This window comes from Lelliottia sp. F153, from assembly GCF_002870005.1.
GTDB classification, from domain to species: Bacteria; Pseudomonadota; Gammaproteobacteria; order Enterobacterales; family Enterobacteriaceae; genus Enterobacter; species Enterobacter nimipressuralis.
Window position 1 is genome coordinate 758,484 of sequence record NZ_PKFT01000001.1, and the last position, 26,141, is coordinate 784,624.

The 26,141-nt window shown below is 56.9% G+C and carries 24 protein-coding genes; 14 read left to right on the plus strand and 10 right to left on the minus strand.

Features of this window, described 5'->3' with window-relative positions:
- Window positions 1-8: 8 nt before the first annotated feature.
- From nikE to nikA, 5 genes are read right to left on the minus strand one after another with little or no spacing between them, the layout of a single operon-like run.
- Window positions 9-785: a nickel import ATP-binding protein NikE gene (nikE, locus tag F153LOC_RS03580; protein ID WP_102103588.1), complete on the minus strand. Its 777-nt coding sequence runs from the start codon at window positions 783-785 to the stop codon at window positions 9-11.
- Window positions 782-1,546, minus strand: a complete 765-nt coding sequence (gene nikD / locus F153LOC_RS03585; protein WP_102103587.1) for a nickel import ATP-binding protein NikD — start codon at window positions 1,544-1,546, stop codon at window positions 782-784. The genes nikE and nikD overlap by 4 nt, the downstream gene beginning before the upstream one ends.
- A complete protein-coding gene (nikC, locus tag F153LOC_RS03590; protein ID WP_100780364.1) occupies window positions 1,546-2,379 on the minus strand; it encodes a nickel ABC transporter permease subunit NikC in 834 nt (277 codons plus the stop codon). Before nikC ends, nikD begins: the two co-directional genes overlap by 1 nt.
- Window positions 2,376-3,320 carry a nickel ABC transporter permease subunit NikB gene (nikB, locus tag F153LOC_RS03595; protein WP_102103586.1) on the minus strand — a complete coding sequence of 315 codons (945 nt, stop codon included), beginning with the start codon at window positions 3,318-3,320 and terminating at the stop codon, window positions 2,376-2,378. The genes nikC and nikB overlap by 4 nt, the downstream gene beginning before the upstream one ends.
- Complete coding sequence (gene nikA, locus F153LOC_RS03600) at window positions 3,320-4,891, minus strand: nickel ABC transporter substrate-binding protein (RefSeq protein WP_102103585.1); 1,572 nt, start codon at window positions 4,889-4,891, stop codon at window positions 3,320-3,322. Before nikA ends, nikB begins: the two co-directional genes overlap by 1 nt.
- A 239-nt stretch (window positions 4,892-5,130) precedes the next feature.
- Here nikA and tus point away from each other — a divergent pair, with 239 nt between their 5' ends.
- Complete coding sequence (gene tus, locus F153LOC_RS03605) at window positions 5,131-6,060, plus strand: DNA replication terminus site-binding protein (protein WP_102103584.1); 930 nt, start codon at window positions 5,131-5,133, stop codon at window positions 6,058-6,060.
- On the opposite strand, the gene fumC is transcribed toward tus, so the two are convergent.
- A complete protein-coding gene (gene fumC, locus F153LOC_RS03610) occupies window positions 6,061-7,455 on the minus strand; it encodes a class II fumarate hydratase (protein ID WP_102103583.1) in 1,395 nt (464 codons plus the stop codon). It abuts the gene before it with no gap.
- A gap of 146 nt (window positions 7,456-7,601) precedes the next feature.
- Window positions 7,602-9,248, minus strand: a complete 1,647-nt coding sequence (gene fumA / locus F153LOC_RS03615; RefSeq protein WP_100780369.1) for a class I fumarate hydratase FumA — start codon at window positions 9,246-9,248, stop codon at window positions 7,602-7,604.
- 200 nt (window positions 9,249-9,448) lie between these two features.
- Here fumA and manA point away from each other — a divergent pair, with 200 nt between their 5' ends.
- Both manA and F153LOC_RS03625 read left to right on the plus strand, forming a co-directional pair.
- Window positions 9,449-10,624: a mannose-6-phosphate isomerase gene (gene manA, locus F153LOC_RS03620; RefSeq protein WP_102103582.1), complete on the plus strand. Its 1,176-nt coding sequence runs from the start codon at window positions 9,449-9,451 to the stop codon at window positions 10,622-10,624.
- A gap of 85 nt (window positions 10,625-10,709) precedes the next feature.
- Entirely contained in the window at window positions 10,710-12,236 is a 1,527-nt protein-coding gene (locus F153LOC_RS03625; protein ID WP_102103581.1) for a YdgA family protein, read from the plus strand.
- Window positions 12,237-12,310: 74 nt separating this feature from the next.
- Here F153LOC_RS03625 and F153LOC_RS03630 read toward each other — a convergent pair whose 3' ends face one another.
- Window positions 12,311-12,826, minus strand: coding sequence for a phospholipase D family protein (locus F153LOC_RS03630; protein WP_102103580.1), 516 nt, complete (start codon window positions 12,824-12,826; stop codon window positions 12,311-12,313).
- A gap of 273 nt (window positions 12,827-13,099) precedes the next feature.
- Between F153LOC_RS03630 and F153LOC_RS03635 the strand changes: the two genes are divergently transcribed.
- The gene (locus F153LOC_RS03635) at window positions 13,100-14,206 is read left to right on the plus strand and encodes a serine hydrolase domain-containing protein (RefSeq protein ID WP_369804779.1); all 1,107 of its coding nucleotides are present in this window, start codon (window positions 13,100-13,102) and stop codon (window positions 14,204-14,206) included.
- Window positions 14,207-14,215: 9 nt separating this feature from the next.
- Here the strand turns inward: F153LOC_RS03635 and F153LOC_RS03640 are convergent, their stop codons facing one another.
- The gene (locus tag F153LOC_RS03640; protein WP_100780374.1) at window positions 14,216-15,244 is read right to left on the minus strand and encodes a Mal regulon transcriptional regulator MalI; all 1,029 of its coding nucleotides are present in this window, start codon (window positions 15,242-15,244) and stop codon (window positions 14,216-14,218) included.
- 178 nt (window positions 15,245-15,422) lie between these two features.
- Between F153LOC_RS03640 and malX the strand changes: the two genes are divergently transcribed.
- From malX to add, 3 genes are all read left to right on the plus strand, one after another.
- Window positions 15,423-17,015, plus strand: coding sequence for a maltose/glucose-specific PTS transporter subunit IIBC (malX, locus tag F153LOC_RS03645; protein ID WP_100780375.1), 1,593 nt, complete (start codon window positions 15,423-15,425; stop codon window positions 17,013-17,015).
- A gap of 50 nt (window positions 17,016-17,065) precedes the next feature.
- Window positions 17,066-18,238 carry a MalY/PatB family protein gene (locus F153LOC_RS03650; protein ID WP_102103578.1) on the plus strand — a complete coding sequence of 391 codons (1,173 nt, stop codon included), beginning with the start codon at window positions 17,066-17,068 and terminating at the stop codon, window positions 18,236-18,238.
- Window positions 18,239-18,334: 96 nt separating this feature from the next.
- Window positions 18,335-19,333, plus strand: a complete 999-nt coding sequence (add, locus tag F153LOC_RS03655; RefSeq protein WP_102103577.1) for an adenosine deaminase — start codon at window positions 18,335-18,337, stop codon at window positions 19,331-19,333.
- A gap of 35 nt (window positions 19,334-19,368) precedes the next feature.
- Here add and F153LOC_RS03660 read toward each other — a convergent pair whose 3' ends face one another.
- On the minus strand, window positions 19,369-20,409 hold the full coding sequence (locus F153LOC_RS03660) for an oxidoreductase (protein WP_102103576.1): 1,041 nt from the start codon (window positions 20,407-20,409) through the stop codon (window positions 19,369-19,371).
- 245 nt (window positions 20,410-20,654) lie between these two features.
- On the opposite strand from F153LOC_RS03660, the gene blr reads away from it, so the two are divergent.
- From blr to rsxD, 7 genes are all read left to right on the plus strand, one after another.
- The gene (blr, locus tag F153LOC_RS03665; RefSeq protein ID WP_181827939.1) at window positions 20,655-20,780 is read left to right on the plus strand and encodes a division septum protein Blr; all 126 of its coding nucleotides are present in this window, start codon (window positions 20,655-20,657) and stop codon (window positions 20,778-20,780) included.
- A gap of 228 nt (window positions 20,781-21,008) precedes the next feature.
- Window positions 21,009-21,224, plus strand: a complete 216-nt coding sequence (gene ydgT, locus F153LOC_RS03670) for a transcription modulator YdgT (protein ID WP_064325909.1) — start codon at window positions 21,009-21,011, stop codon at window positions 21,222-21,224.
- An 86-nt stretch (window positions 21,225-21,310) separates the two neighbouring features.
- Complete coding sequence (locus tag F153LOC_RS03675) at window positions 21,311-21,751, plus strand: DUF2569 domain-containing protein (protein ID WP_100780380.1); 441 nt, start codon at window positions 21,311-21,313, stop codon at window positions 21,749-21,751.
- A 76-nt stretch (window positions 21,752-21,827) separates the two neighbouring features.
- A complete protein-coding gene (rsxA, locus tag F153LOC_RS03680; protein ID WP_100780381.1) occupies window positions 21,828-22,409 on the plus strand; it encodes an electron transport complex subunit RsxA in 582 nt (193 codons plus the stop codon).
- Window positions 22,409-22,984 carry an electron transport complex subunit RsxB gene (gene rsxB, locus F153LOC_RS03685; RefSeq protein ID WP_100780382.1) on the plus strand — a complete coding sequence of 192 codons (576 nt, stop codon included), beginning with the start codon at window positions 22,409-22,411 and terminating at the stop codon, window positions 22,982-22,984. The genes rsxA and rsxB overlap by 1 nt, the downstream gene beginning before the upstream one ends.
- On the plus strand, window positions 22,977-25,085 hold the full coding sequence (rsxC, locus tag F153LOC_RS03690; protein WP_102103575.1) for an electron transport complex subunit RsxC: 2,109 nt from the start codon (window positions 22,977-22,979) through the stop codon (window positions 25,083-25,085). Before rsxB ends, rsxC begins: the two co-directional genes overlap by 8 nt.
- Window positions 25,086-26,138, plus strand: coding sequence for an electron transport complex subunit RsxD (gene rsxD, locus F153LOC_RS03695; protein WP_102103574.1), 1,053 nt, complete (start codon window positions 25,086-25,088; stop codon window positions 26,136-26,138).
- Window positions 26,139-26,141: the final 3 nt, after the last annotated feature.

Sequence of the window (26,141 nt, forward strand, 5' to 3'; positions counted from 1 at the left end):
ATGTAACCTCAAAGTCTGGCGCGACGGCGCACGGGAAATGCGGGAAGGACCGCGTTTTGTAGTGTTTGTCCGGCAGCGGACGCAAAGGTTAATCGCTCACCGACGGTTTGCGTCTCCACGATGTTCCCGGCCTCCATCACCATTACCCGGTCGCAAAAGCGCTCGACCAGGCGTAAATCGTGCGTGATAAACAGGCAGGCGGTACCGAACTGCTGCTGGAGTTTTTTGAGCAGGCGAATCACGTTTGCCTGCAGCACCAGATCGAGATTCGACACGGCTTCATCAAGGATCAACAGCCTTGGTTCAACGGCCAGTGCCCGCGCCAGGCACACGCGCTGAAGCTGGCCGCCGCTTAGCTGCGGCGGGCGCTGAGTGAGTAGCGTGTCATCCAGCTCAACCGCCCGCAGCAACTCACGGGCGCGGACCATCTGCTCTACTTTAGACAGGGACAAAAGATGGCGCATCGGTTCGCGCAGGATTTCACTCACCGTTTTACGCGGATTCACCGCGCTGATGGCATCCTGAAACACCATCTGAATTTCACGGCGAAACGCTTTTTTCCGGGATCGGTTGAGCTGTGAAAGCGGTGCGCCCTGCCAGAAGACGTCGCCCTGGCTCGGGGATTCCAGCCCTACCAGCAGGCGCGCAAGCGTACTTTTCCCGCAGCCGCTGCGGCCCAGTAGCGCCACGGTTTCACCGGTTTTAAGACTCATGGCGACGTTGTTCAGCACCCACTCTGAGCGAGCGTATTGATGTGAAAGCGCAGATACGGAAAGCAGTGTCATTGGGTCAACTCCATGCCATACAGGGCCAGATGAGCCGACACCAGCCCGCGCGTCACCGGATGCTGTGGCGCGCGAAACAGCATCTCCACGTCGCCCTGCTCAACGATGACGCCGTTGTCCATCACCGCCACGTCATCCGCAAGGCGCGCCACGACGCCCATATCGTGCGTCACCAGCAGCATACCGGGCGCGCGGGTTTGCATGATGTCATCCAGCAGATTCAAAATACGCGACTGGGCCACGGCATCGAGATCGGTGGTCGGCTCGTCGGCGATGATAAACGGCGCATCGCACAGCACGGCCATGGCGATCATCATCCGTTGCAACATGCCGCCGCTCATCTCGAAGGGATAGAGCTTCAGCACGCGTTCCGCCTCGTCCAGCCCGACGGCCTTTAATGCGGCGATAAGCGCGGTGTCATCGGAATTTTTACCCAGCGCCTGACAGGTCTCCCTGGCGTGGGTAGCCATGGTATGCAGCGGATTAAAGGCGCTGCGCGGGTTTTGCATAATGGTCGCGATCTTCATCCCTCGCAGGGACGCTGGTGCCACCGTCTCGCCGTCGGCCAGAATCCGTCCTGCCGTCTGACGCACACCGGCAGGCAATACGCCGAGCGCGGCGGCACAGGTCAGGGATTTCCCGCTGCCGCTGCCCCCCACCAGCGCCAGCACCCGCCCGCGTTTGAGCGTCAGCGAGACGCCGTTGACTAACGTGCGATCCGCCTCGAGTACGATATTCTTCAAATCAATCTGCTTTGGCATCAGTGGGCATGCTCCGTGACCAGATGAGGATCGAGGTGATCGCGCAGGGCGTCACCCACCAGATTAAACGCCATCACGCTGATAAACAGCGCCAGCCCCGGCCAGAACATCTGTAACGGCTGCGTCCAGATATACTGACGTGCATCGTTGATCATCACGCCCCACTCGGGCGTCGGGGCCGTCACGCCCAGTCCGAGAAATGACATCCCCGCGACGTGCAGCATCATATGACCGATATCAAGCGTCGCCAGCACCAGCAGCGACGGCAGCGCCGCCCCTGTCAGGTGGTCGACAAAAATACGCACATGCCCGGCCCCCGACAGCCGCGACGCAAGGACAAACTCCCGCTGACGCAGCGCGATCACCAGGCTGCGCACCATCCGCGCGTACCAGGCCCAGTGGGAAAGCGCGATGGCGATGATGACGTTAGTCAGCCCCGTCCCCAGCACGCCCACGAGAAAGAACGACAGAATCGAGGTTGGAAAGGTCATGAACATATCTGCGATGCGCATGGTGAACTGATCCACGCGCCCGCCAAGCAGCCCAGCCGCCCCGCCGATGGTCATTCCCAGAATCAGCACCAGCAGCAGACAGGCCATCACCGACCCCAGAGAGACGCGCGTTGCCGCCAGCAGACGCGAAAAGATATCGCGCCCCAGATGGTCGGTGCCGAGCCAGTGCTGGCTGTCGGGTGACAGAAGCCGCGACGGCAGATCAATCGCCTGCGGATCGTACGGCAGCCACCACTGGCTGGTGAGGGCAATCGCCGCCAGCAGGGCAATCATCATCATCGCCAGCCGGACAGGCCAGCGTGCAGAACGGTAAAAATTCACGCGTGCGCTCCTTCATGACGACGAATGCGCGGGTCAAGCGCTGCATTCAGCACATCCACCGCCAGATTGCAGAGGACAAAAACCACCACCATGATCAGCGTAAAACACTGAATGACCGGATAGTCGCGGTTAAAAATCGCCGAGACGGCGTAACGCCCTACGCCCGGCCAAGCGAAGATGTTCTCGATGATCATCGTCCCGCCGATCAGCTCGCCGATGTGCATTCCCACCGCCGTGATCATCGGCAGCGAGGCGTTGCGCAAAATATGGCGGCGCTCGGTCTGTTTATGGCTCAGGCCGCGCAGACGCGCCCAGGTGACGTGCCGCTGCCCGGCAACATCCAGCATGCTGGCGCGCAGCAGCCGGGCGTTAATCGCCAGCGACATAAAGGCAATCGACACGGCGGGCAGAATCAGATGCTGCCAGTCGCCGTAGCCCATCGCCGGGAGCCATTTGAGATAAACCGAAAAGAACATCACCAGCAAAAACGCCAGCCAGAAGTTGGGCATAGAGACGCCCAGGAAAGAGATCACCCGGACGATGAAATCCGGCAGCCGATCGCGATGGCGCGCGGCCCAAATACCCAGTGGCACGGAGGTAAACAGGATCAGCACCAGCGCCGCACCGGCCAGCAGTAGCGTCGCGGGCAAAAAGTGCATAACGTCGTCCAGCACCGGGCGCTGGGTGGCGAAAGAGATGCCAAAATCCAGGTGCATCGCCCGCCACAGCCAGGTGCCGTACTGCGCGATTAACGGCTGATCCAGGCCAAGCATCACGCGGGTAGAGGCCACCATCTCCGGCGTGGGCGGCAGATTAGAGAGACGCAGATAATCCAGCGCCGGATCGCCGGTGCCGAGTCTCAGCATCAGAAAGATAATCACCGAAGCGGCGAACACCATCGGGATCAGCAGCAGTATGCGCCGCAATATATAGCGCCACATCAGGGTTTCACCGGCTGGATAAGTTCAAATGGAATGTCGGACGCAATGGGCGCAAACGGGATCACCCCAAGTTCAGGCTTCGCTACCACCATCATCGACACATAGCTAATCGGCAGATAGACCGCGTCGTTGTGCAGGCGGGTCAAAATATCGCGGTATAACGCCTGACGCTGTGATTCATCGCGGGTGGAAAGCACTTCACCAATCTCTTTATCAATGACGGGCTTATCTGCGAGCCCCAGCTGCGCCTGATAATCGGCGTGGGACGGCACGCGCATCGAGCTCATAAAGGCATGCGGATCATAAGGCGCGCCCCAGGTGCGGTTGAAAATCATGCCGAATCGACCGTCACGCTGGCGGGCGTAGATACTGCTCTCCTCTTCCCCCACCAGCGCCACATCGACGCCCACCTGACGCATGTCGGCCTGAATGATTTCCGCCATCGATTTGCTCAGGGCATCGGTGCCGATATAGGCAAGCTCAACCCGCAACGGCTGACCATTTTTCTCGCGGATGGCTTTTCCGCTCACAGTCTTCCAGCCCGCCTGTTCCAGCAGCGTTGTAGCCTGCTTTGGATCGTACTCGCGCGGCTTGAGACCGATGTTTGCATAAGGCACTGACGGTGCGAACAGCGTGTCCGCCACTTTTTGCGTACCGTACAGGGCGTTATCGATCAGGGATTTTTTGTTCACCGCATAGTTCAGCGCTTCGCGCACCGCCAGATCGTCCGTCGGCGCTTTGGAGGAGTTCAGCGCCAGCATGACCGTTTCAACGGGCTGGGATAGCTGGGTGCGGTATTGTGGGCTTTGGCTGAAGCGGGCGAAGGTATCGAGAGGCAGCAGCCCTTCGTTACCATACAGCAGGTCAATATCACCTGTTTCAAACGCCACGGCGCGAGTCGTCGGGTCCGGAATCACCTTCACGGTGATCTGTCGGATGGCGGGCTTTTTACCCCAGTAGCGATCGTTGCGCACCAGCACATCAATCTGGTTAAGCCTGGATTCTTTCAGCACCCACGGTCCGGTTCCGATTGGCGCGTTAATGCCGTTCATCGTTTCATTATTTTTAAACTGCGACGGGGCGATAAAGCGGAAAGGACGCGGCAGCGCGAGTTCCTGTAAGAAAGGGTAATAGGCGCTTTTCAGGGTGATTTGCAACTCAGAGTCGCTCAGGGCTTTAACATCCGTGATCTGCCGGGCCAGCTCCAGCCAGGCGTGGCGCTGGCGGTTATCGAGCACAGCGCGGAAGTTCTCGGCGGCGGCCTGCGCGTTAAAAGGTTCGCCGTTGGAAAACGTGACACCGTCACGAAGCGTAAATACCCAAGTTTTGCCATCCGCCGTGTGGGTCCAGCTTTTCGCAAGCCAGGGTATGACCGAACCATCGGCCTGATACTTCACCAGCGGTTCGTACACCATGCTCTGGGCGAACATTTGATTGGGTGTATAAAGATGGGGATTGAGCGGTCCTACATTGACGGGCCACGCGGTTGTCAGTTCGTCGGGGGCGGCTGCCTGTGCGAAGAAAGACGCGCACGCCAGCAGCGCGCAGACAATACGGCCAGGTCTGGACAAGGATTGCCTCTTACCATTTAGGGGTAGATAAAACGTGTGACGATTTTAGGTTTTCATCATACTTTTTACCTGTTCTGGATCAACCGAGGGGCCGCAAGAGACGGGAAGTATACAAATTTCGTATATTTAACCCCCAATTGATAAGCATCCATTGCCCCTGCCAGACCCATTCCGCACCGTAGCCTGACCCGGCGCACTGTGCTATATAATAAGTATGTTGTAACTACTGCGAGCGTTTTATGGCGACCTATGATCTTCTCGAGCGGCTGAACTCCACCTTTCACCAGATAGAACACGAACTGATGAGCCTGAGCGAACGGCTAAAAACCTGTCGGCTGCTGGCCGCACGGGTTTTCACCCTGCCGGACGTGGTAAAAGGCGCAGAGCACGATCCGCTGGATGTGATTGAGGTGAAACAGCACATCGGCAAGGAGGCGTTGGATCTGACGCTGGCGCATTATCGCCATCTGTTTATTCAGCAGCAGTCAGAAAACCGCAGCAGTAAAGCCGCCGTGCGTCTGCCTGGGGTAATTTGTCTCCAGTGCGACAAACCCCTGCGAGAACAGCTTGAAAGCCAGATTGCGCACATTAATTCCCTTAAAGCCGCGTTTGAGAAGATCGTAACCGAAGAGTCGGGTCTGGCCCCTGCCGCGCGCTTTGAGTGGGTGCATCGCCAGTTGCCGGGCCTGATTACCCTCAACGCCTACCGCACGCTGACGCTGCTGCGTCATCCGGCGACCCTGCGCTTTGGCTGGGCGAACAAACATATCATCAAAAATTTCACCCGCAATGAGGTGCTGTCACTGCTGGAGAAGAGCCTGAAATCGCCGCGCACCATGGCACCCTGGTCGCGCGAGCAGTGGATTGAGCGGTTAGAGCAGGAGTACGAGAATATCGCCGCGCTGCCTGCCGATGCGCGCCTTAAAATCAAACGTCCGGTAAAGGTGCAGCCGATTGCACGCGTCTGGTATGCGGGGGAGCAAAAGCAGGTGCAGTACGCCTGCCCGACGCCGCTGATTGCCCTGTACGATGCAGACCAGGGAGCGATGGTGCCAGACATTGGCGAACTGCTGAATTATGATGCGGACAATATTCAGCATCGTTATAAACCTCAGGCGCAGCCGCTGCGCTTGATCATTCCACGGCTGCACCTGTATGTGGCGGAGTGATTACTTCAGGCTGCCTACCATCTCTTCCGGGCGCACCCAGGTATCGAACTCGGCCTCCGTCAGATAGCCCAGCGCCAGCGCTGAGGCTTTCAGCGTCAGTCCCTCTTTGTGCGCTTTTTTGGCGATTTCAGCCGCTTTGTCGTAGCCGATATGCGTGTTAAGCGCAGTCACCAGCATCAGCGACTCATTCAGTAGCTGGCTGATACGGTCGCGGTTCGGCTCGATGCCGGTCGCGCAGTGCTCGTTGAAACTCTCCATGCCGTCCGCCAGCAGGCGCACCGATTGCAGGAAGTTATGGATCACCATCGGGCGATAGACGTTCAGCTCAAAGTTGCCTGACGCCCCGCCGAGATTCACCGCGACGTCGTTGCCGATCACCTGACAGCAGAGCATGGTCATGGCTTCGCACTGAGTCGGGTTCACTTTGCCCGGCATGATGGAGCTGCCCGGCTCGTTTTCCGGAATGCTGATTTCACCGATCCCGCAGCGCGGCCCGGAGGCCAGCCAGCGCACGTCGTTGGCGATTTTCATCAGCGAGGCCGCCAGCCCTTTCAGCGCACCGTGGGCGTGGACAAGCGCATCGCAGGTACCGAGCGCTTCAAATTTATTCGGCGCGGTCACAAACGGCTGCCCGGTGATCGCGGCCAGCTCTTTCGCCACGCGTACGGCATATTCCGGATGGGTGTTCAGCCCCGTCCCCACCGCTGTACCGCCCAGCGCCAGCTCCGAGAGGTGCGGCAGGCTATGGTCGATATGCTTGAGGTTGTGTTCCAGCATCGCTACCCAGCCGGAGATCTCTTGTCCGAGGGTCAGCGGCGTGGCGTCCTGCAGATGGGTACGACCAATTTTGACGATGTCAGCGAACGCCTGCGATTTTGCCGTCAGGGTCTGAGTCAGCACTTTCAGCTGTGGAATGAGATGCTCGCGCAGGCCGATGATCGCCGCCACGTGCATCGCGGTCGGGAATACATCGTTAGAACTTTGGCTTTTATTGACGTCATCGTTCGGGTGTACTTTGCGCTCCATCCCGCGTACGCCGCCCAGCAGTTCGCTCGCGCGGTTCGCCAGCACCTCGTTCATGTTCATGTTGCTTTGGGTGCCGGAGCCGGTCTGCCAGATGGCAAGGGGGAATTCGTCCGGGTGTTTATCGGCCAGCACTTCGTCGGCGGCGCTGATGATAGCGGTGGCTTTTTCGGCGGACAGCAGGCCCAGATCCTGGTTAACCTTCGCGGCTGCGCGTTTGGTGAGCGCCAGGGCGTGGATCAGCGAGACGGGCATTTTCTCCGTCGAGATGCGGAAATGTTCCAGCGAGCGCTGAGTTTGCGCGCCCCATAGCTTGTCAGCCGGGACGTCGATTGCGCCCATGGAATCTTTCTCGCGGCGTTGCGTTGTCATTACTTTCTCCTTGATAACAATGAAATGGGGGACATTGCTCACATGCTGGATTAAGTATTGTTTGCTTCAGGAAAACGGTATGGCGCTTTGTGCGCTCTTGTGGTGAGTCATGCCGGGTGAAGCGAAATCGCCACCCGGCACAAAAACTACTTAACGCACGCTGAACACTGGGACGACTGGATCTGTTTGAAGAAGTCGTTGCCCTTGTCATCCACGAGGATAAACGCCGGGAAATCTTCCACTTCAATTTTCCAGATGGCTTCCATCCCCAGTTCCGGATATTCCACGCACTCCAGGCTCTTAATACTGCCCTGTGCCAGCACCGCTGCCGGGCCGCCGATGCTGCCGAGATAGAATCCGCCGTGTTTGTGGCAGGCATCCGTCACCTGCTGGCTGCGGTTGCCTTTGGCCAGCATGATCATGCTCCCACCGTTGGCCTGCAGCTGATCCACATAGGAATCCATGCGCCCTGCCGTTGTCGGGCCGAGTGAACCAGAGGCATAACCTTCCGGGGTTTTCGCCGGCCCTGCGTAGTAGATCGGATGATCTTTCACGTACTGCGGCAGACCTTCGCCCTTATCCAGACGCTCCTGCAGTTTCGCGTGAGCGATGTCGCGGCCAACGATAATGGTGCCGTTCAGCGACAGACGCGTGGAGACCGGGTATTGCGACAGCTGGGCCAGGATTTCACTCATCGGACGGTTGAGATCGACATGCACCGCTTCACCTTCACCGGCCTGACGCAACTCCTGCGGAATGTATTTCCCCGGATTGTTTTCCAGTTTTTCGATCCAGATACCGTCGCGGTTGATCTTCGCTTTGATATTACGATCCGCAGAGCAGGAGACGCCCATCCCGACCGGACAAGACGCACCGTGGCGCGGCAGGCGGATGACGCGGATATCGTGAGCAAAATATTTGCCGCCGAACTGAGCGCCTAAGCCTAAGTTCTGCGCTTCTGTCAGCAACTCCTGTTCGAGCTGAACGTCACGGAATGCCTGACCGTGTTCGTTCCCTTCCGTTGGCAGGCCGTCATAGTATTTGGTCGATGCCAGTTTGACGGTTTTCAGGGTGCTTTCCGCCGACGTCCCGCCGATAACAAACGCGATGTGGTATGGCGGACAGGCTGCCGTGCCAAGCGTGCGCATCTTCTCGACCAGGTAATTTTTCAGCTTGCCCGGCGAAAGCAGCGCTTTGGTTTCCTGGTACAGATAGGTTTTGTTCGCGGAGCCGCCGCCTTTGGCGATGCACAGGAATTTGTACTCGTCGCCATCGACGCTGTAGAGGTCGATTTGCGCCGGCAGGTTAGTGCCGGTGTTCACCTCTTTATACATATCCAGCGCCGCGTTTTGCGAATAGCGCAGGTTATCTTCGATGTAGGTGTTGTAGACACCGTGCGCCAGCGCCGCTTCGTCACCGCCGCCGGTCCAGACGCGCTGGCCTTTTTTACCGGTGATGATCGCCGTGCCCGTGTCCTGGCAGGTCGGCAGAATGCCTTTCGCAGCAATATCGGAGTTACGCAGGAACTGCAGCGCGACATATTTGTCGTTTTCGCTGGCCTGCGGATCGCTCAGGATATCGGCAACCTGCTGCTGATGCGCGGGGCGCAGCATAAAGGAGGCATCGTGGAAGGCGTGCTGCGCCAGTAAGGTCAGCGCCTGCGGGTCAACTTTGAGAATCTCCTGCCCTTCGAATTCAGAGACAGAGACGTGATCGGATGTTAACAGATAGTATTCGGTCTGATCCTTTGCCAGCGGGAAAGGATCTTGATAATGAAAGGGTTTGTTCGACATTGTTCTCTCACTTACTGCTTCGGTCTGGTTATTTAAGAGCAGATGTTCCGCTGCCCTGCTTAAAAGCGAGTTTGCTTATCCTACACAATTTTTTAACAAAAACTGAGACTAGTACGACTTTTTACATGCGCAGGTTACTTCCGGGCGGTTTATTGCTTTAATACGCGAAGATAATTCCACATTTGAAACAGGGCTTGATAATGCAAAAACTCATCAACTCAGTGCAGAACTATGCCTGGGGAAGTCAAACTGCGTTAACGGATCTCTACGGTATCGCCAATCCTGACAACCTGCCGATGGCAGAGCTGTGGATGGGCGCGCATCCGAAGAGCAGCTCAAAAATTGAAGACGCCAGCGGCCAGGTACGCGCTCTGCGCGAGGTGATCGACGCGGACAAAGCGACGCTCCTGGGCGATGCCGTGGCGCAGCGTTTCGGCGAACTGCCGTTCCTGTTCAAGGTGCTTTGCGCCGCGCAGCCGCTCTCCATTCAAGTGCACCCGAACAAGAAAGCGTCTGAAATAGGTTTTGAGAAAGAGAATAAAGCCGGTATCCCACTGGATGCCGCCGAACGTAACTACAAAGATCCGAATCATAAGCCAGAGCTGGTGTTCGCGTTAACGCCGTTCCTGGCGATGAACGCCTTCCGCGAGTTCTCGGAGATTGTTTCGCTGCTGCAGCCGGTCGCGGGCGCCCATCATGCTATTGCCCATTTCCTCGAAAACCCGGACGCCGCAGGCTTAAGCCAGCTGTTTGCCAGCCTGCTGAATATGCAGGATGACGAGAAATCCCACGCGCTGGCAGTGCTGAAAGCCGCTCTCAATAACCAGCAGGGTGAACCCTGGCAGACCATTCGCCTGATTTCTGAGTTCTACCCGAACGACAGCGGCCTCTTCTCTCCGCTGCTGCTGAACGTGGTGAAACTGAATCCGGGCGAAGCGATGTTCCTGTTTGCGGAAACCCCACATGCCTATCTGCAGGGTGTGGCGCTGGAAGTGATGGCGAACTCCGATAACGTACTTCGCGCTGGACTGACACCAAAATATATTGATATCCCGGAGCTGGTGGCAAACGTCAAATTCGTCGCCAAACCTGCCGCAGAGCTGCTGACTCAGCCGGTGAAAAACGGCGCAGAGCTGGACTTCCCGATTCCTGTCGACGACTTCGCTTTTGCGCTGCACGACCTGAGCGCGACGGAAACCGCGGTCTCACAGCAGAGTGCGGCAATCCTGTTCTGTGTTGAAGGCGAAGCGGTGCTGAGCAAAGGCGAACAGCGCCTGGTGCTCAAACCTGGTGAGTCGGCGTTTGTCGCGGCGAATGAGTCCCCGATCGCTATCAGCGGAAATGGCCGCCTGGCAAGGGTCTTCAATAAGCTATAAGTTTATCGACTCTCTTGCTAAGCTAGTGGAAGACTTAATCACCAGGCGGTTTTTACCGCCTGGTTTCATTTTATGGACAATCATGATGAAAAAATCGGTTATAGCGGTTGGTGTTGTTGTCGCATTAGGGGTGGTCTGGACGGGCGCCTCCTGGTTTACGGGCAAACAGCTGGAGAGTCGTCTGGCAGAGATGGTGGCGCAGGCTAACAGCGAAATCAAACGCACGGCGCCGGAAGCCGGGCTGGAATTAAGCTATCAGAACTATCAGCGCGGCGTCTTCAAAAGCCATATGCAACTGGTGGTTAAACCCGTTGCGGGCACCGAAAATGGCTGGCTGAAAGACGGTCACAGCGTGGTATTGGACGAAGTTGTCGATCATGGCCCGTTCCCGCTGGCACAGCTGAAGCATTTCAATCTGATTCCGTCCATGGCGTCGGTAAAAACCACTCTGGTCAACAACGAAGCGTCTAAACCGCTGTTTGAACTGGCGAAAAATGAGTCGCCGTTTGTGGTGGATACACGCATCAGCTACGCCGGCGATACAAGCTCCGATATCGCCCTGAAAGCGCTGAATTATGAAAAAGGCGACGAAAAAGTGGCCTTCAGCGGCGGCGATTTCAAACTCGACGCGGATCGCGACGGTAACGTGTTTACCCTGAGCGGCTCGGCAGAAAGTGGCCTGGTCAACGCGGTTAACGAATACAATCAGAAGGTTCAGCTGACCTTCAATAATCTTAAAGCCGACGGCAACAGCCGTATGACCACCTTTGGCGAGCGCATGGGCGACCAGCAAATCAGCCTGGGTAAAATGGCGATTGCCGTGGAAGGCAAAGAGATGGCCGTTCTGGAAGGTATGGAATTGGTCGGTAAATCCGATCTCTCCAAAGACGGTAAGAGCGTCAACAGCCAGCTGGATTACAGCCTGAATAGCCTCAAAGTGCAGAGCCAGGATCTGGGTTCCAGCAAACTGACCCTGAAACTCGGTAACATCGACGGCCAGGCCTGGCATCAGTTCAGTCAGCAGTATCGTGCGCAAAGCCAGGCACTGCTGGCCGATAAAGAGCTGATGACCAAAAATCCTGAGCTGTATCAGCAAAAAGCAATGGATGCCCTGTTAAGCAACCTGCCGCTGCTGCTGAAAGGCGAGCCGGTTATCACGATCGCCCCACTGAGCTGGAAAAACAGCAAAGGCGAAACCAACTTCAACCTGTCCCTGTTCCTGAAAGATCCGGCCACCGCGACCGGTGAAGCGCAGACGCTGGCGCAGGAAGTGGATCGCAGCGTGAAATCCATCGACAGCAAACTGACGATCCCGATGGATATGGCGACCGAGTTTATGACCCAGATTGCGAAGCTCGAAGGTTATAACGACGCCGATGCGGCTAAGCTCGCCAGCCAGCAGGTGAAAGGCATGGCGGCCATGGGCCAGATGTTCCGCATCACCACGCTTGAAGACAACGTGATTAGCACCAGCCTGCAGTATGCGAATGGTCAGGTGACGTTAAACGGTCAGAAAATGCCGCTGGAAGACTTTGTCGGTATGTTTGGTATGCCAACGCTTGGGATGCCAGAACCGGCTGAACCTGCGGCTCCAGCAGTACCGCAGCAGTAATACAGGCATTTCCCGGCTCGTTGTTCGCCGGGCATTTGCCTTACCCGCCGGGTGCGCTGTGCCACCCGGCAGTTTTACGCAGAGAAATCCACCCCTTGCTGCCAGCGGTTTTCCCAGTGCGCAAGATACTCCGCCACCAGATCCGGCGCGTTGTGAATCACAATCACGTTTTCCGAATTCTTAGACTCCGCCGTTTTGGCAAAATTAAATGACCCGGTTTCGACCGTACTCCCGTCTACAATAATCACTTTATCGTGTTGAATACGGTAGTGATTATCCGTTCTGAGCTTAACACCGTTGTGTGCCACATAGCGCATCGCCTGCAGGCTTTTCCCACTAACGTTGCCGTTCTGATCAATCACGATTTGCACATCGACGCCGCGCTTCTGCGCCGCCACCAGCGCGTTCATGATATCCGGGGCGCTAAACGAAAAGGCCATCATGCGGATCGATTTTGTCGCGTCATTGATGGTTTTGAGCACCAGCTCCTGGGCGCCCCCTTCCGGTGAAAAACCGACTTCTATATTGCTGGCGGCAAAGGAGATGGCGGGAACAATGGCTAAAGCGAGCAGGGTTTTACAGAGTTGCATGGCGGTAATCGTTTTACAGAACTTAACAGGAGCGCAGAATATGCCTCGTAAGGCGGGCAAAGCTCTTGATCTGGATCACCGCCTCCTGATGCCCTCTGCCTAAAAGCGTGAAAAACAGGCGCCTGCCGGGCCGCATTTTTGTATACTGCGCGCTCTATTTTTCCTGGACAGCGGCACAGTCAGCTTTTAAGAATGAACATTAAAACACCATTACTGCTTTTGTCCCTGTTGGTGTTAGCTGGCTGTGGAAACAGTACGTTATCGCAAATGGATATGCCGGAACAAAAGAGTACCCGCGTTGTAGTCGGATACTACGGTCGCGGGATCGACCCGATGATCCAGCAGTACATGCAAGAAAAAGAGGTGACCGGGATGATTGTCGCCATTATTCAGCATAACGGCCCCACCGAATTTCACAGCTACGGCGTAACCGACGCAAAAAACCAGTACCCCGTCACCCCGGATACCCTCTTTGCACTCGGCTCACTGAGCAAAGGTGTCACCGCCGAAGTCACGACCCTGCTGGTCAATGAGGGCAAACTCCGCTGGACGGATACGCTCGCGACCCTACTGCCTGAAGGCACACCCTTAAGTGCTGACGCGCAAAACATCACCCTGTTGCAGCTGGTCACTCACACCTCTGGTTTACCGCGCCAGCCGATGGATCTGTTGACCCTCGAAAATCTTGTGCGCTATTTCAGCACCGGCGAGAACTTCTATTCAGAACTCGACAGCAATAACGTGCTCAATTACCTGCGCGATTTCTCTGCGCCTGACTCACACGAACCGCAGTATTCAAACATCGGCTACGCCCTCCTCGGCTATATTCTGCACAGAAAGACGGGGGAATCGATCGAAGCCCTGGCCCAGCGGCTGATTTTTCAGCCACTCGACATGCAAAACTCCAGCTATACGCCGGAAATACTGGCGGCATACCCGAGGCGTGCGCTCGGCCACGCAGGGGATCAACCCAAATTTATACGCCGTGGCGAACTGACGCCGGACTGGCATTTTCAGCACAACATGACCGCAGCGGCAAGCCTCTACAGTAGCGCCCGCGATCTGGCGGCCTACGCCCGGGCGCACATCAGCGCGACGCAGGATAAGGCGATCAACCACGCTTTCAAAGACGTCACCCGTACTTACTATTATCGGCACAAAGAGGCCGCCAATATCGCGTGGGTGAGTGACGAGACGGACGGCCATAAAATGACCTATCAGGTGGGGTATATTGGCGGGTATTCCAGTTACATTGGCTTTGATAAACCAAATCAAAATGCGGTGATTGTGCTGCAAAACAGTTTCAACTGGAGCAATTACATCGGCCAGACGATTTTGACTCATCTGGCGAAAAAGCCGCAAAACCGTGCGGTACGTTGATTCACATCGTTATTTCGTCGTGACCAGTCGCGCCGACACGATCTGATGCCCGGCCTGGACGTCTGATTTCTCAATTCGCTGCATCATGCGGTCTGCCAGGGTGTAACCCATCTCCCGCGCGGGCGTTGTCGCCCAGACAATAGGCAGATCGTCCAGCGCGTTTTCCCCGACATCCGCAAAAGCACCAAGCGCCACCTGCTGGTCGAAGAAGGTCTCTACGCCACCCTCACCGCTCTGACGTCCGGCGCGGAGCAGGCCAAACCAGGCCCCCATGGCGATAATATCGTTGTAACAGATCACCGCGCTGATGGTGGGATTACTGCGCAGCAGCGCGCCCATCGCTTCGGCGGCTTTTTTCTGGCTTGATTCGCACTCAACCACCCATTCGCTGTGGAAAGGCAGACCGTATTTGATCAGCGTCGAGCAGTAACCGCCCACGCGTTCCGCGCGCGTAAGGGACGAACTCTTGCCGCCCAGCCAGGCGATGCGCTGATGCCCGCGACGAATCAGATGCTCGGTCAACATTTGTGCGGCCTGCATGTTATCGGGGCGCAGGGTATCGGCTTCATCGAGATAGCTGGCGCGTGAGGCAAATACCAATGGAACGCCCTTCTGTGCCGCGCGCTCGCACAGCTCGCTCCCCACGCCAGACGCCCCCGCGATAATCACGCCGTCCACGCCCTGCGTCAGCAGCATATCCAGCCGGGAGAGCAGTTGATCCGCTTCGCGCCCGCCGTGGAGTAAAAAGACCATCCGCCCCTGCGCTTCCAGTGCTTCTGTTAGCCCGGCGGTGAGTTCTGCATAAAACGGCGACGTCAGATCGCGCACGATCAAGCCAATCACGCCGCTCTGCCCGCCGCGCAGAGACGCTGCCTGGCGATTACGCACAAACCCCAGTTGCTCAACCGCCTCGTTCACGCGCTGGCCCGTCGCGGGAGAAATGCGCCCTTTTCCGCTTAAGACCAGCGAAACGGTGCTCACCGATACCCCGGCCGCCAGCGCAACATCATTGATGGTGATCTTCTTCGCAACAGACATGTGAACGCGCAACTCCCTGATGTGCAGTCAGATAAAACGTTTTATCAATAGGTTCTATTTATACTGCTAATTAAAGCATGAGAATGTGATTCAGCGCGCACTAAAGTTTGGTAAAACGTTTTATCTTCTCGCCACAGTGAAACAGATAAAACCCTTTTAACCATCAAGGAGTCGTTTTATGACGGCGAAAGCAGCACAAAAAATATCGCTGTGGGAGTTTTTCCAGCAACTGGGTAAAACCTTTATGTTGCCGGTGGCTCTGCTCTCTTTTTGCGGGATCATGCTCGGGATCGGCAGCTCACTCAGCAGCCATGATGTCATTACCCTGATCCCCTTCCTCGGCAACCCGGTGCTGCAGGCGATCTTCATCTGGATGAGTAAAGTCGGCTCCTTTGCCTTTAGCTTCCTGCCCGTCATGTTCTGTATCGCTATCCCGCTGGGGCTGGCACGCGAGAACAAAGGCGTGGCGGCGTTTGCCGGTTTTGTCGGCTACGCGGTGATGAACCTGGCGGTGAATTTCTGGCTGACCGCTAAAGGCATTCTGCCCACCACCGACGCGGCAGTGCTGAAAGCGAACAACATTCAGAGCGTGCTGGGTATTCAGTCGATCGACACCGGGATCCTCGGTGCGGTTATTGCCGGTGTGATTATCTGGATGCTGCACGAGCGCTTCCACAATATCCGTCTGCCGGACGCCCTGGCCTTCTTCGGCGGTACCCGCTTTGTGCCGATTGTCACCTTGGTGGTCATGGGTCTGTTTGGTCTGGTGATCCCCCTGATCTGGCCGGTCTTCGCGATGGGGATTACGGCGATTGGCCGCATCATCAACAGCGCAGGCGATTTCGGCCCGATGATTTTCGGTACCGGTGAACGTCTGTTGCTGCCGTTCGGTTTACAGCACATTCTGGTCGCGCTGATTCGCTTTACCGAAGCGGGCGGCACGATGGACGTCTGCGGCCACGACGTGAGTGGCGCGCTGACTATCTTCCAGGCGCAGCTGAGCTGCCCGACCACCCACGGCTTCTCTGAAAGTGCGACCCGCTTCCTGTCCCAGGGTAAAATGCCGGCCTTCTTGGGCGGCCTGCCGGGTGCGGCGCTGGCGATGTACCACTGCGCGCGTCCTGAAAACCGTCATAAAATTAAAGGCCTGCTGATCTCCGGCGTCATCGCCTGCGTGGTAGGCGGAACGACTGAGCCAATCGAGTTCCTGTTCCTGTTCGTTGCACCGGTGCTGTATCTCATTCACGCGGTACTGACCGGTCTGGGCTTCACCGTGATGGCGGTGCTGGGTGTGACCATCGGTAACACCGACGGCAACGTGATTGACTTCGTGGTGTTTGGCATCCTGCACGGTCTGTCGACCAAGTGGTATCTGGTACCGGTTGTGGCGGCTATCTGGTTTGCGGTGTACTACGGTATCTTCCGCTTCGCTATCACCCGCTTTAATCTGAAAACACCGGGCCGCGATACCGATACCGCCAGCAGCGTGGAACAAGCCGTTGTGGGTACCGTCGGTAAATCCGGCTACAACACGCCAGCGATTCTGGCGGCACTGGGCGGCGCGGATAACATCACGTCTCTCGATAACTGCATCACCCGCCTGCGTCTGTCGGTGAACGATATGTCGAAGGTGGATACCAACGCCCTGAAGGCCAACCGGGCCATCGGCGTGGTACAGTTAAATCAGCATAATTTGCAGGTGGTGATTGGGCCGCAGGTCCAGTCGGTTAAAGATGAGCTATCGACGCTGATGCGTACGGTAGAAGCCTGACACCTCACCCCCTTCTGCCGAAGGGGGTTTTGACTTTAAGGACGAGCGCTATGTTTGATTTTTCAACCGTCGTCGATCGCCACGGGACCTGGTGTACCCAATGGGATTACGTTGCCGACCGTTTCGGTGCCGACGATCTGCTGCCCTTTACCATTTCCGATATGGATTTTGCCACCGCACCGTGCATCATCGACGCACTGAATCAGCGCATCAGTCACGGCGTGTTTGGCTACAGCCGCTGGAAAAATGACGAATTTCTCGCCGCCGTTGCGCACTGGTTCCAGCAGCGTTTTCACAGCCAGATTGATACGAACACCCTGGTGTACGGTCCGTCGGTCATTTATATGGTTTCCGAGCTGATTCGCGTGTGGTCGAAACCCGGCGACGGCATCGTGGTGCATACCCCCGCCTACGATGCATTTTACAACGCCATCCAGGGCAACGATCGCAACGTCGTTCCGGTCGCAATGCAAAAAAACACAGCCGGCTGGGAGTGCGATATGGCCAGCCTGGAAGCCGCGCTGGCGAAACCGGAAAACACGATTTTATTGCTGTGCAGCCCGCAAAATCCGACCGGTAAAGTCTGGACGCGCGACGAGCTGAACACCATGGCCGAGCTGTGCGCGCGCTACGATGTGGCGGTGATCAGCGACGAAATCCACATGGATATGGTGTGGGGCGATCACCAGCACACGCCATGGAACGAGGTGGCGCGCAGCAAATGGGCGCTGCTGACATCAGGCTCCAAGAGCTTTAATATTCCGGCGCTTACCGGGGCGTACGGGCTGATCGGTGACGATGAAAGTCGCGCAAGCTATCTTAACGCCCTGAAGGGCCGCGACGGGCTTTCATCTCCGTCCGTGCTGGCACTGACGGCGCATATCGCCGCCTATCAGCAGGGCGAGCCGTGGCTGGATGCCCTGCGCGCCTATCTGGAGGCGAATTTGCGCTATGTGGCTGAGCAACTCAACGCTGCATTCCCGCAGCTGAACTGGCAGCCACCGGAAGCGACCTATCTGGCATGGATTGATTTGAGCGCGCTCGGTATCGACGACAAAGCGCTGCAGAACGTACTCATTGAGCAGCAAAAAGTCGCGATCATGCCAGGTTACACGTACGGCGTGGAGGGTAACGGGTATGTACGCCTGAATGCCGGATGTCCACGCAGTAAACTGGAACAGGGCGTTGAGCGGCTGATTGCGGGGATTCATTCTCTGCTCTGACAGGTTGCGCAATGGAATATTCCATTGCGCAAATAGCTTTTTCCCCGCAAATGTTTTTATAATGTGGCGCACTTTAACCAGAAAATGAGTGCGACCATGATTGATACCCGCCTTCCCCTTACCGATATTCACCGTCACCTTGATGGCAACATTCGTGCCCAAACCATTCTCGATCTTGGCCGCCAGTTTAATTTGTCCCTGCCCGCTCAAACTATTGAGACACTTATTCCCCACGTCCAGGTGACGGCGAACGAACCGGATCTGGTGAGCTTCCTCAGCAAGCTGGACTGGGGCGTGAAAGTGCTGGCGTCGCTAGATGCCTGCCGTCGCGTGGCGTTCGAGAATATCGAAGATGCGGCGCGCAATGGCCTGCATTATGTCGAGCTGCGTTTTTCTCCAGGCTATATGGCGATGACCCACAATCTGCCCGTCGACGGCGTGGTGGAAGCGGTTATCGCAGGCGTGCGCGAAGGCTGTAAGGCGTTTAACGTTCAGGCGAATCTGATTGGCATTATGAGCCGTACCTTCGGTGAAGCGGCCTGTCTGCAGGAGCTGGAAGCGCTGCTGGCCCATCGCGATCAGATCACCGCCGTCGATCTGGCGGGTGATGAACTTGGCTTCCCCGGCAGCCTGTTCCTCTCTCATTTCAACCGCGCGCGCGACGCGGGCTGGCATGTTACCGTTCATGCGGGCGAAGCGGCCGGTCCGGAAAGCATCTGGCAGGCAATTCGTGAGCTGGGTGCCGAGCGTATCGGCCACGGTGTGAAAGCCGTTGAAGACCGCGCGCTGATGGATTTCCTGGTCGAGCAGCGCATCGGCATCGAATCCTGTCTGACGTCTAACATTCAGACCAGCACCGTAGCGTCACTGGCGCAGCATCCGCTGAAGACGTTCCTCGCGCACGGCGTGCTGGCAACGCTGAACACCGACGATCCGGCCGTTCAGGGTGTCGATATTATTCATGAGTATAATGTTGCCGCGCCGCAGGCGGGACTGAGCCGCGAAGAGATTCGACAGGCGCAGATCAACGGCCTGGAAATTGCGTTCTTGAGCGCAGCTGAAAAACAGGCCCTGCGCGATAAAGTCGCAGGCTAAGAAGTAAAAGGCCGGCAAATTTGCCGGCCTTTTTATTACGCCAGACAGAGCGTCGAGCGGTGTTTCGCTGATTCGATGCCCAGCTCAATCAGTTCCATAATCTGAATCGCCTGGCTTGCCGGAACCGGGTTTTCGCCCGTGCCGTTCAGGGCATCGCGGATCGCCGCATAATAGGCCGGATAGTTCCCCGGCAGGGTCAGCCAGGTTTCCTGCACCTGCTCCTCCCCTTCGACACGCGTTAACACGCCGTCACGCATATCGTAGCCCCAGTCTTCCTGCGGCAGGCGTTCGCCGTTTTTCAGACGGTCTTCCTGCGGGTCCAGACCAAACTTCACGTAGCTCCCGCGCGTGCCGTGCACGATATAGCGCGCAGATTCGGCCGCCGCCAGCATGGTGCCGTGCAGCACCACTCGACGCTGCGGATAGGTCAAAATCGCGTGGAAATAGTCCGTGGCCTGCGCACCCGGGCGCAGCTGTGCCAGATCGACCGTCACGCTGACCGGCAGACCAAACAGATTCACCGCCTGATCCAGCAAATGCGGGGCCAGATCGTACCAGATACCGCTGCCCGGACCGGCCTGCTCGCGCCAACGGTTACGTACCTGTGGGCGGAAACGATCGAAATGGGATTCGAAGTACGCCACTTCACCCAGCGTCCCTTCGTTCATCAGCGCCTTAAGTGTGAGGAAATCACTGTCCCAGCGACGGTTGTGGAACACCGACAGCAGACGTCCCAGACTTTTTGCCAACGCGTCCAGTTCGCGTGCCTGAGACAGCGTCACGGTAAAGGGCTTATCCACCACCACATGCTTACCGGCTTCCAGCGCCGCTTTTGCCAGCGGGAAGTGGGTGTCGTTTGGCGTGGGGATCACGATTAAATCGATATTCGGATCGTTAAACAGGTGCTTAGGTTCAGACACTACCGGAACCGCAGGCCAGTCGGCATGCACTTTCGACGCATCGCTGCTTGAAACCGCCGCCAGCTCCATTCCAGGCGTACCGGCAATCAGCGGCGCGTGAAACGTCTTGCTCGCATAACCATAACCAATTAATCCGACGCGGATTTTGTCACTCATGTCGTTGCCTCTCGTCTTGTCTTTCACTCATTTCACACTATCAACAAGCCTGTCACAACCGTTTTGTAATGGATTACAAAAAGTAAAACAGCACGACTGACCAGCGGTCTTTGTTACAATTATATAACCTGCTGAATTCATACATAGAAACCGTTCCCAAAGGACTTGCGATAGCGGAAATCGCGCTGTAACATTCTCAATCTGTATTTATGGATAAATCACAAACAAGAATCATGACGTCAATTATCAATCGAATCGTTGAATTAGCAGGATGGGTTGTCCTGGGTGTTTCCGTCATTTTACTCGGCGTTGCCAGCCATATTGATAACTACCAGCCACCAGAACCGGTTGCGGCGTCTCAGACCAAATAAGTTCTGCTGGCAAAAGAGTGACATATCCTGTCAGTTGCCGGTTGCCAGCCACGGTCATCAGAGTTAACCTTCTTCTGCAGGCGTCGTCCGACGCCTGAAACTTTCAAAGAAAACTCCTAATTTAGTCTTAACCCTTAAGTGGGTTGTTTACGTCTTTATTTATCCGTTTATTATTCGAGCGAATTACCCTACTGATAAAATTTACTTTTAAAAATGGAAGCTTATTAAATGACAGTTCAGGATTATTTATTAAAATTTCGCAAGATCAGTTCTCTCGAGAGCCTGGAAAAACTGTTTGATCATTTGAACTACACGCTGACCGATAATCAGGACATCATCAATATGTACCGCGCTGCCGATCATCGTCGCGCAGAGCTGGTTTCCGGCGGTCGTTTGTTCAATATCGGCGAAGTCCCTAAATCAGTTTGGCGCTACGTGCTGTAAGACGGTAGCCATCGGCGCGAAATGTTATATACTCACGCCCCGGTAAATTTGCCGGGTATCATTTCGTGCAGACTGAGGGAGATAACATGACCGCATCGCCTGGAGAAAAAATCGGAGGCTGGTTACTCGCCCCGCTCGCCTGGTTACTGGTGGCTTTGTTAAGCGCATCGCTTGCGCTGCTGCTGTATACAACGGCTCTCGTGACGCCGTATGCGCTTAAGAATCTGACCTCCCAGAGCACAATGAATATTGCGCTGTGGTTTATCTCCTTCGGTTTTGCCATTGCCATGTGGTATTACACCCTTTGGCTGACCATTGCGTTCTTTAAACGCCGTCAGAAAGTGCCTAAGCACTATATTATCTGGCTGCTGATCTCTGTGCTGTTGGCGATCAAGGCCTTTGCCTTTTCACCGGTTTCAGACTTACTGGCTGTGCGCCAGCTGCTGTTCCCGCTGCTGGCCGCTGCGCTCTTCGCGCCCTACTTCAGGCGTTCCGCCCGGGTCAAAAAGACCTTCGTGAACCCGTAATAACCCTACAGTTATCCTGTTGTCGCCCGTTGTGGTTTATCCGATAATAGGCGGCTTTTTTATTTCAGGCTAAATAATGACCGATTACTTACTGCTCTTTGTCGGAACTGTGCTGGTGAATAACTTCGTGCTGGTGAAGTTCCTTGGCCTGTGCCCGTTCATGGGGGTTTCCAAAAAGCTGGAAACCGCAATGGGCATGGGACTGGCAACCACCTTCGTGATGACACTGGCCTCTATTTGCGCATGGTGGATTGACACCTGGATATTGATCCCCCTCGGCCTGATCTATCTGCGCACGCTGGCGTTTATTCTCGTGATTGCCTTTGTGGTGCAGTTTACGGAAATGGTGGTGCGCAAAACCAGCCCGGCGCTCTATCGCCTGCTCGGCATTTTCCTGCCGCTGATTACCACCAACTGCGCCGTGCTCGGCGTGGCGCTGCTCAACATCAACCTTGGGCATAATTTCCTGCAATCGGCCCTGTACGGTTTCTCCGCGGCGGTCGGTTTCTCGCTGGTCATGGTGCTGTTTGCCTCTATTCGTGAACGCATGGCCGCTGCCGATATTCCGGCGCCTTTTCGCGGTAACGCCATTGCACTGGTCACCGCGGGTTTGATGTCTCTGGCCTTTATGGGCTTCAGTGGTCTGGTGAAGTTGTAATGAATGCTATCTGGATTGCCATCGCCGCCATCAGCGTGTTGGGGCTGTTTTTTGGCATTATTCTGGGTTACGCCTCGCGCCGTTTTGCGGTTGAAGGCGATCCTGTCGTCGAAAAAATCGATGACCTCCTGCCGCAAAGCCAGTGTGGGCAATGCGGCTATCCTGGCTGCCGTCCCTATGCTGAGGCGGTAGGCAACGGTGAAAAAATTAACCGCTGTGCGCCGGGTGGCGAAGCCGTGATGTTAAAAATCGCGGCGCTGCTTAACGTCGATCCGCAGCCTGTTGATGGCGACGAGAGCGCACAAGAACCTGCGCGCGTGCTGGCGGTCATCGACGAAGAAAACTGCATCGGCTGCACCAAGTGTATTCAGGCCTGCCCGGTGGACGCCATTGTTGGCGCAACCCGCGCGATGCACACCGTGATGGCGGATCTCTGTACGGGCTGCAATCTTTGTGTGGCCCCCTGCCCGACGCAATGCATCGAGCTGCGTCCGGTCGAAACGACTCCCGACAGCTGGAAGTGGGATCTTCAAACCATTCCGGTTCGTATAATTCCTGTGGAACACCATGTTTAAGTTATTTTCTGCGTTCAGAAAAGAGAAGATTTGGGATTTCGACGGCGGGATTCATCCGCCAGAGATGAAAACCCAGTCCAGCGGCACGCCGCTGCGGCAGATCCCATTAGCAAACCGGTTCGTCATGCCGCTGAAACAGCACATCGGTGCGGAAGGCGAGCTGTGCGTGAAAGTCGGTGACAGCGTGCTGCGCGGTCAGCAACTGACCTTTGGACGCGGGCGTATGCTCCCGGTCCACGCACCAACCTCCGGAAAAGTGGTGGCGATTGCCCCTCACACGGTTCCCCACCCTTCGGCACTGGCCGAATTAAGCGTCATGATCGAGCCGGACGGTGAAGACCGCTGGATCGACCGCGACGGCTGGAGCGATTACCGCGCCCAGAGCCGCGAAGCCCTGATCGAGCGCATCCACCAGTTCGGCGTGGCCGGTCTTGGCGGCGCAGGCTTCCCGACCGGCACCAAGCTGCGCGGTGGTGGCGATAAAATTCAGACCCTGATTATCAACGCCGCAGAGTGCGAGCCTTACATCACCGCTGATGACCGCCTGATGCAGGACTGCGCCGCGCAGGTCGTCGAAGGGATTCGCATCCTCGCCCATATTTTACAGCCGCGCGAAGTGCTGATCGGCATTGAAGATAACAAACCGCAGGCGATCTCCATGCTGCGTGCGGTGCTGGCGGGCAGCCACGACATTGGCCTGCGCGTTATTCCCACTAAATACCCGTCCGGCGGCGCAAAACAGCTGACGCAAATTCTGACCGGGAAACAGGTTCCGCACGGCGGCCGCTCTTCTGACATTGGCGTGCTGATGCAGAACGTCGGTACGGCTTACGCGGTGAAACGCGCGGTGATCGACGGGGAACCGTTGACCGAACGCGTAGTGACGCTGACAGGCGAGTCCGTTTCGCAGCCGGGTAACGTCTGGGCGCGGCTGGGTACGCCAGTGCGCCATTTGCTGGAGCAGGCCGGGTTCTGTCCGGGCAGCGATCAAATGGTCATCATGGGCGGGCCGCTGATGGGCTTTACCCTGCCCTGGCTGGACGTTCCGGTCGTCAAAATCACCAACTGTCTGCTGGCCCCTTCAGCAAGTGAGATGGGCGAAGAGCAGGAAGAAAAAGGCTGTATCCGCTGTAGCGCCTGCGCCGACGCCTGTCCGGCCGATCTGCTGCCGCAGCAGTTGTACTGGTTCAGCAAAGGCCAGCTGCACGATAAAGCCACAGCCCACAATCTGGCCGACTGCATTGAGTGCGGGGCCTGTGCCTGGGTCTGCCCAAGCAGCATTCCGCTAGTGCAGTATTTCCGCCAGGAAAAGGCCGAGATCTACGCCATTTCGCTGGAAGACAAACGTGCCGCCGAAGCCAAAGCCCGCTTTGAAGCGCGTCAGGCGCGTCTTGAGCGTGAGAAACTGGCGCGTCAGGAACGTCACAAAAAGGCTGCCGTTCAGCCAGCCGAAAAAGATCAGGATGCAATTAACGCCGCGCTGGCGCGGGTGCGTGAGAAGAAAGCCTCTGCCGCACAGCCGGTGATTATTCCGGCCGGTGAAAAACCAGACAACAGCGAAGCCATCGCCGCACGTGAAGCGCGCAAAGCGCAGGCCCGCGCCCGTCAGGCAGAAAAAGCTCAAGACGCACAGCCGAACGCTGAGAGCGATCCGCGTAAAGCAGCGGTTGAAGCGGCGATTGCTCGCGCCAAAGCGGAGCAACAGGAAAAGAGCGTCGAACAGGAACCGCCTGTCGATCCGCGCAAAGCCGCCGTTGAAGCAGCCATTGCCCGCGCCAAAGCGCGCAAAGCGGAGCAACAGGAAAAGAGCGTCGAACAGGAACCAACTGTCGATCCGCGCAAAGCCGCCGTTGAGGCCGCTATTGCCCGCGCCAAAGCGCGTAAAGCAGAGCAACAGGAAAAGAGCGTCGAGCAGGAACCGTCTGTCGATCCGCGCAAAGCGGCCGTTGAAGCCGCCATTGCTCGCGCCAAAGCGCGTAAAGCGGCCCAGCAGGACCCCGAACCCGCCGCCAATGACGACCCACGCAAAGCCGCAGTCGCCGCCGCGATTGCACGCGTTCAGGCTAAGAAAGCCGCACAGCAGGCAGTAAACGAGGATTAAATGGTTTTCAGAATCGCAAGTTCCCCTTACACCCATAACCAGCGCCAGACGTCGCGCATTATGATGCTGGTCTGCCTGGCAGCCTTACCGGGCATTGCCGTGCAGTTCTGGTTTTTTGGCTGGGGGACGCTGTTTCAGATTGTCCTCGGCTGCGTCAGTGCGCTGGCCGCCGAAGCGCTGGTGCTTAAGCTTCGCAAAATGCCTGTTCCCCGCATTCTCGCCGATAACTCAGCCCTGCTCACCGGTCTGTTACTGGCGATCAGTATTCCGCCGTTTTCACCCTGGTGGATGGTGGTGCTGGGCACCGTTTTCGCGGTTATTATTGCCAAACAGCTGTACGGCGGCCTGGGGCATAACCCGTTCAACCCGGCGATGATCGGCTATGTGGTCTTACTGATCTCCTTCCCGGTGCAGATGACCAGCTGGCTGCCGCCGCACGAGATTGCCGCGACGGTACCGGGATTTATGGATGCGCTTCAGGTGATCTTCACCGGCCACACGGCAACGGGCGGCGACATGACCACCCTGCGTATGGGCGTGGATGGTATCAGCCAGGCGACGCCGCTGGACACCTTTAAAACGTCGTTGCATGCCGGTCACAGCGTAGAGCAGATCATGGCGTACCCAATCTACAGCGGCATGCTGGCGGGCGCTGGCTGGCAGTGGGTTAATATCGCCTATCTGCTGGGCGGCGTGTTCCTGCTGTGGAAGAAGACGATTCGCTGGCACATTCCGGTGAGCTTCCTGGTGACGCTGACGATCTGCGCCACGCTCGGCTGGATGTTCTCGTCCGAGCCGCTGCCAAGCCCGCAGATGCATCTGCTCTCCGGTGCAACCATGCTGGGTGCCTTCTTTATTCTGACCGACCCGGTGACCGCATCGACCACCAACCGTGGACGCCTCATTTTTGGCGCGCTGGCGGGGCTGCTGGTCTGGCTGATCCGCAGTTTTGGCGGCTATCCGGATGGCGTGGCGTTCGCCGTACTGCTGGCCAATATCACGGTGCCGCTCATCGACTACTACACGCGTCCTCGCGTGTATGGCCACCGCTAAGGG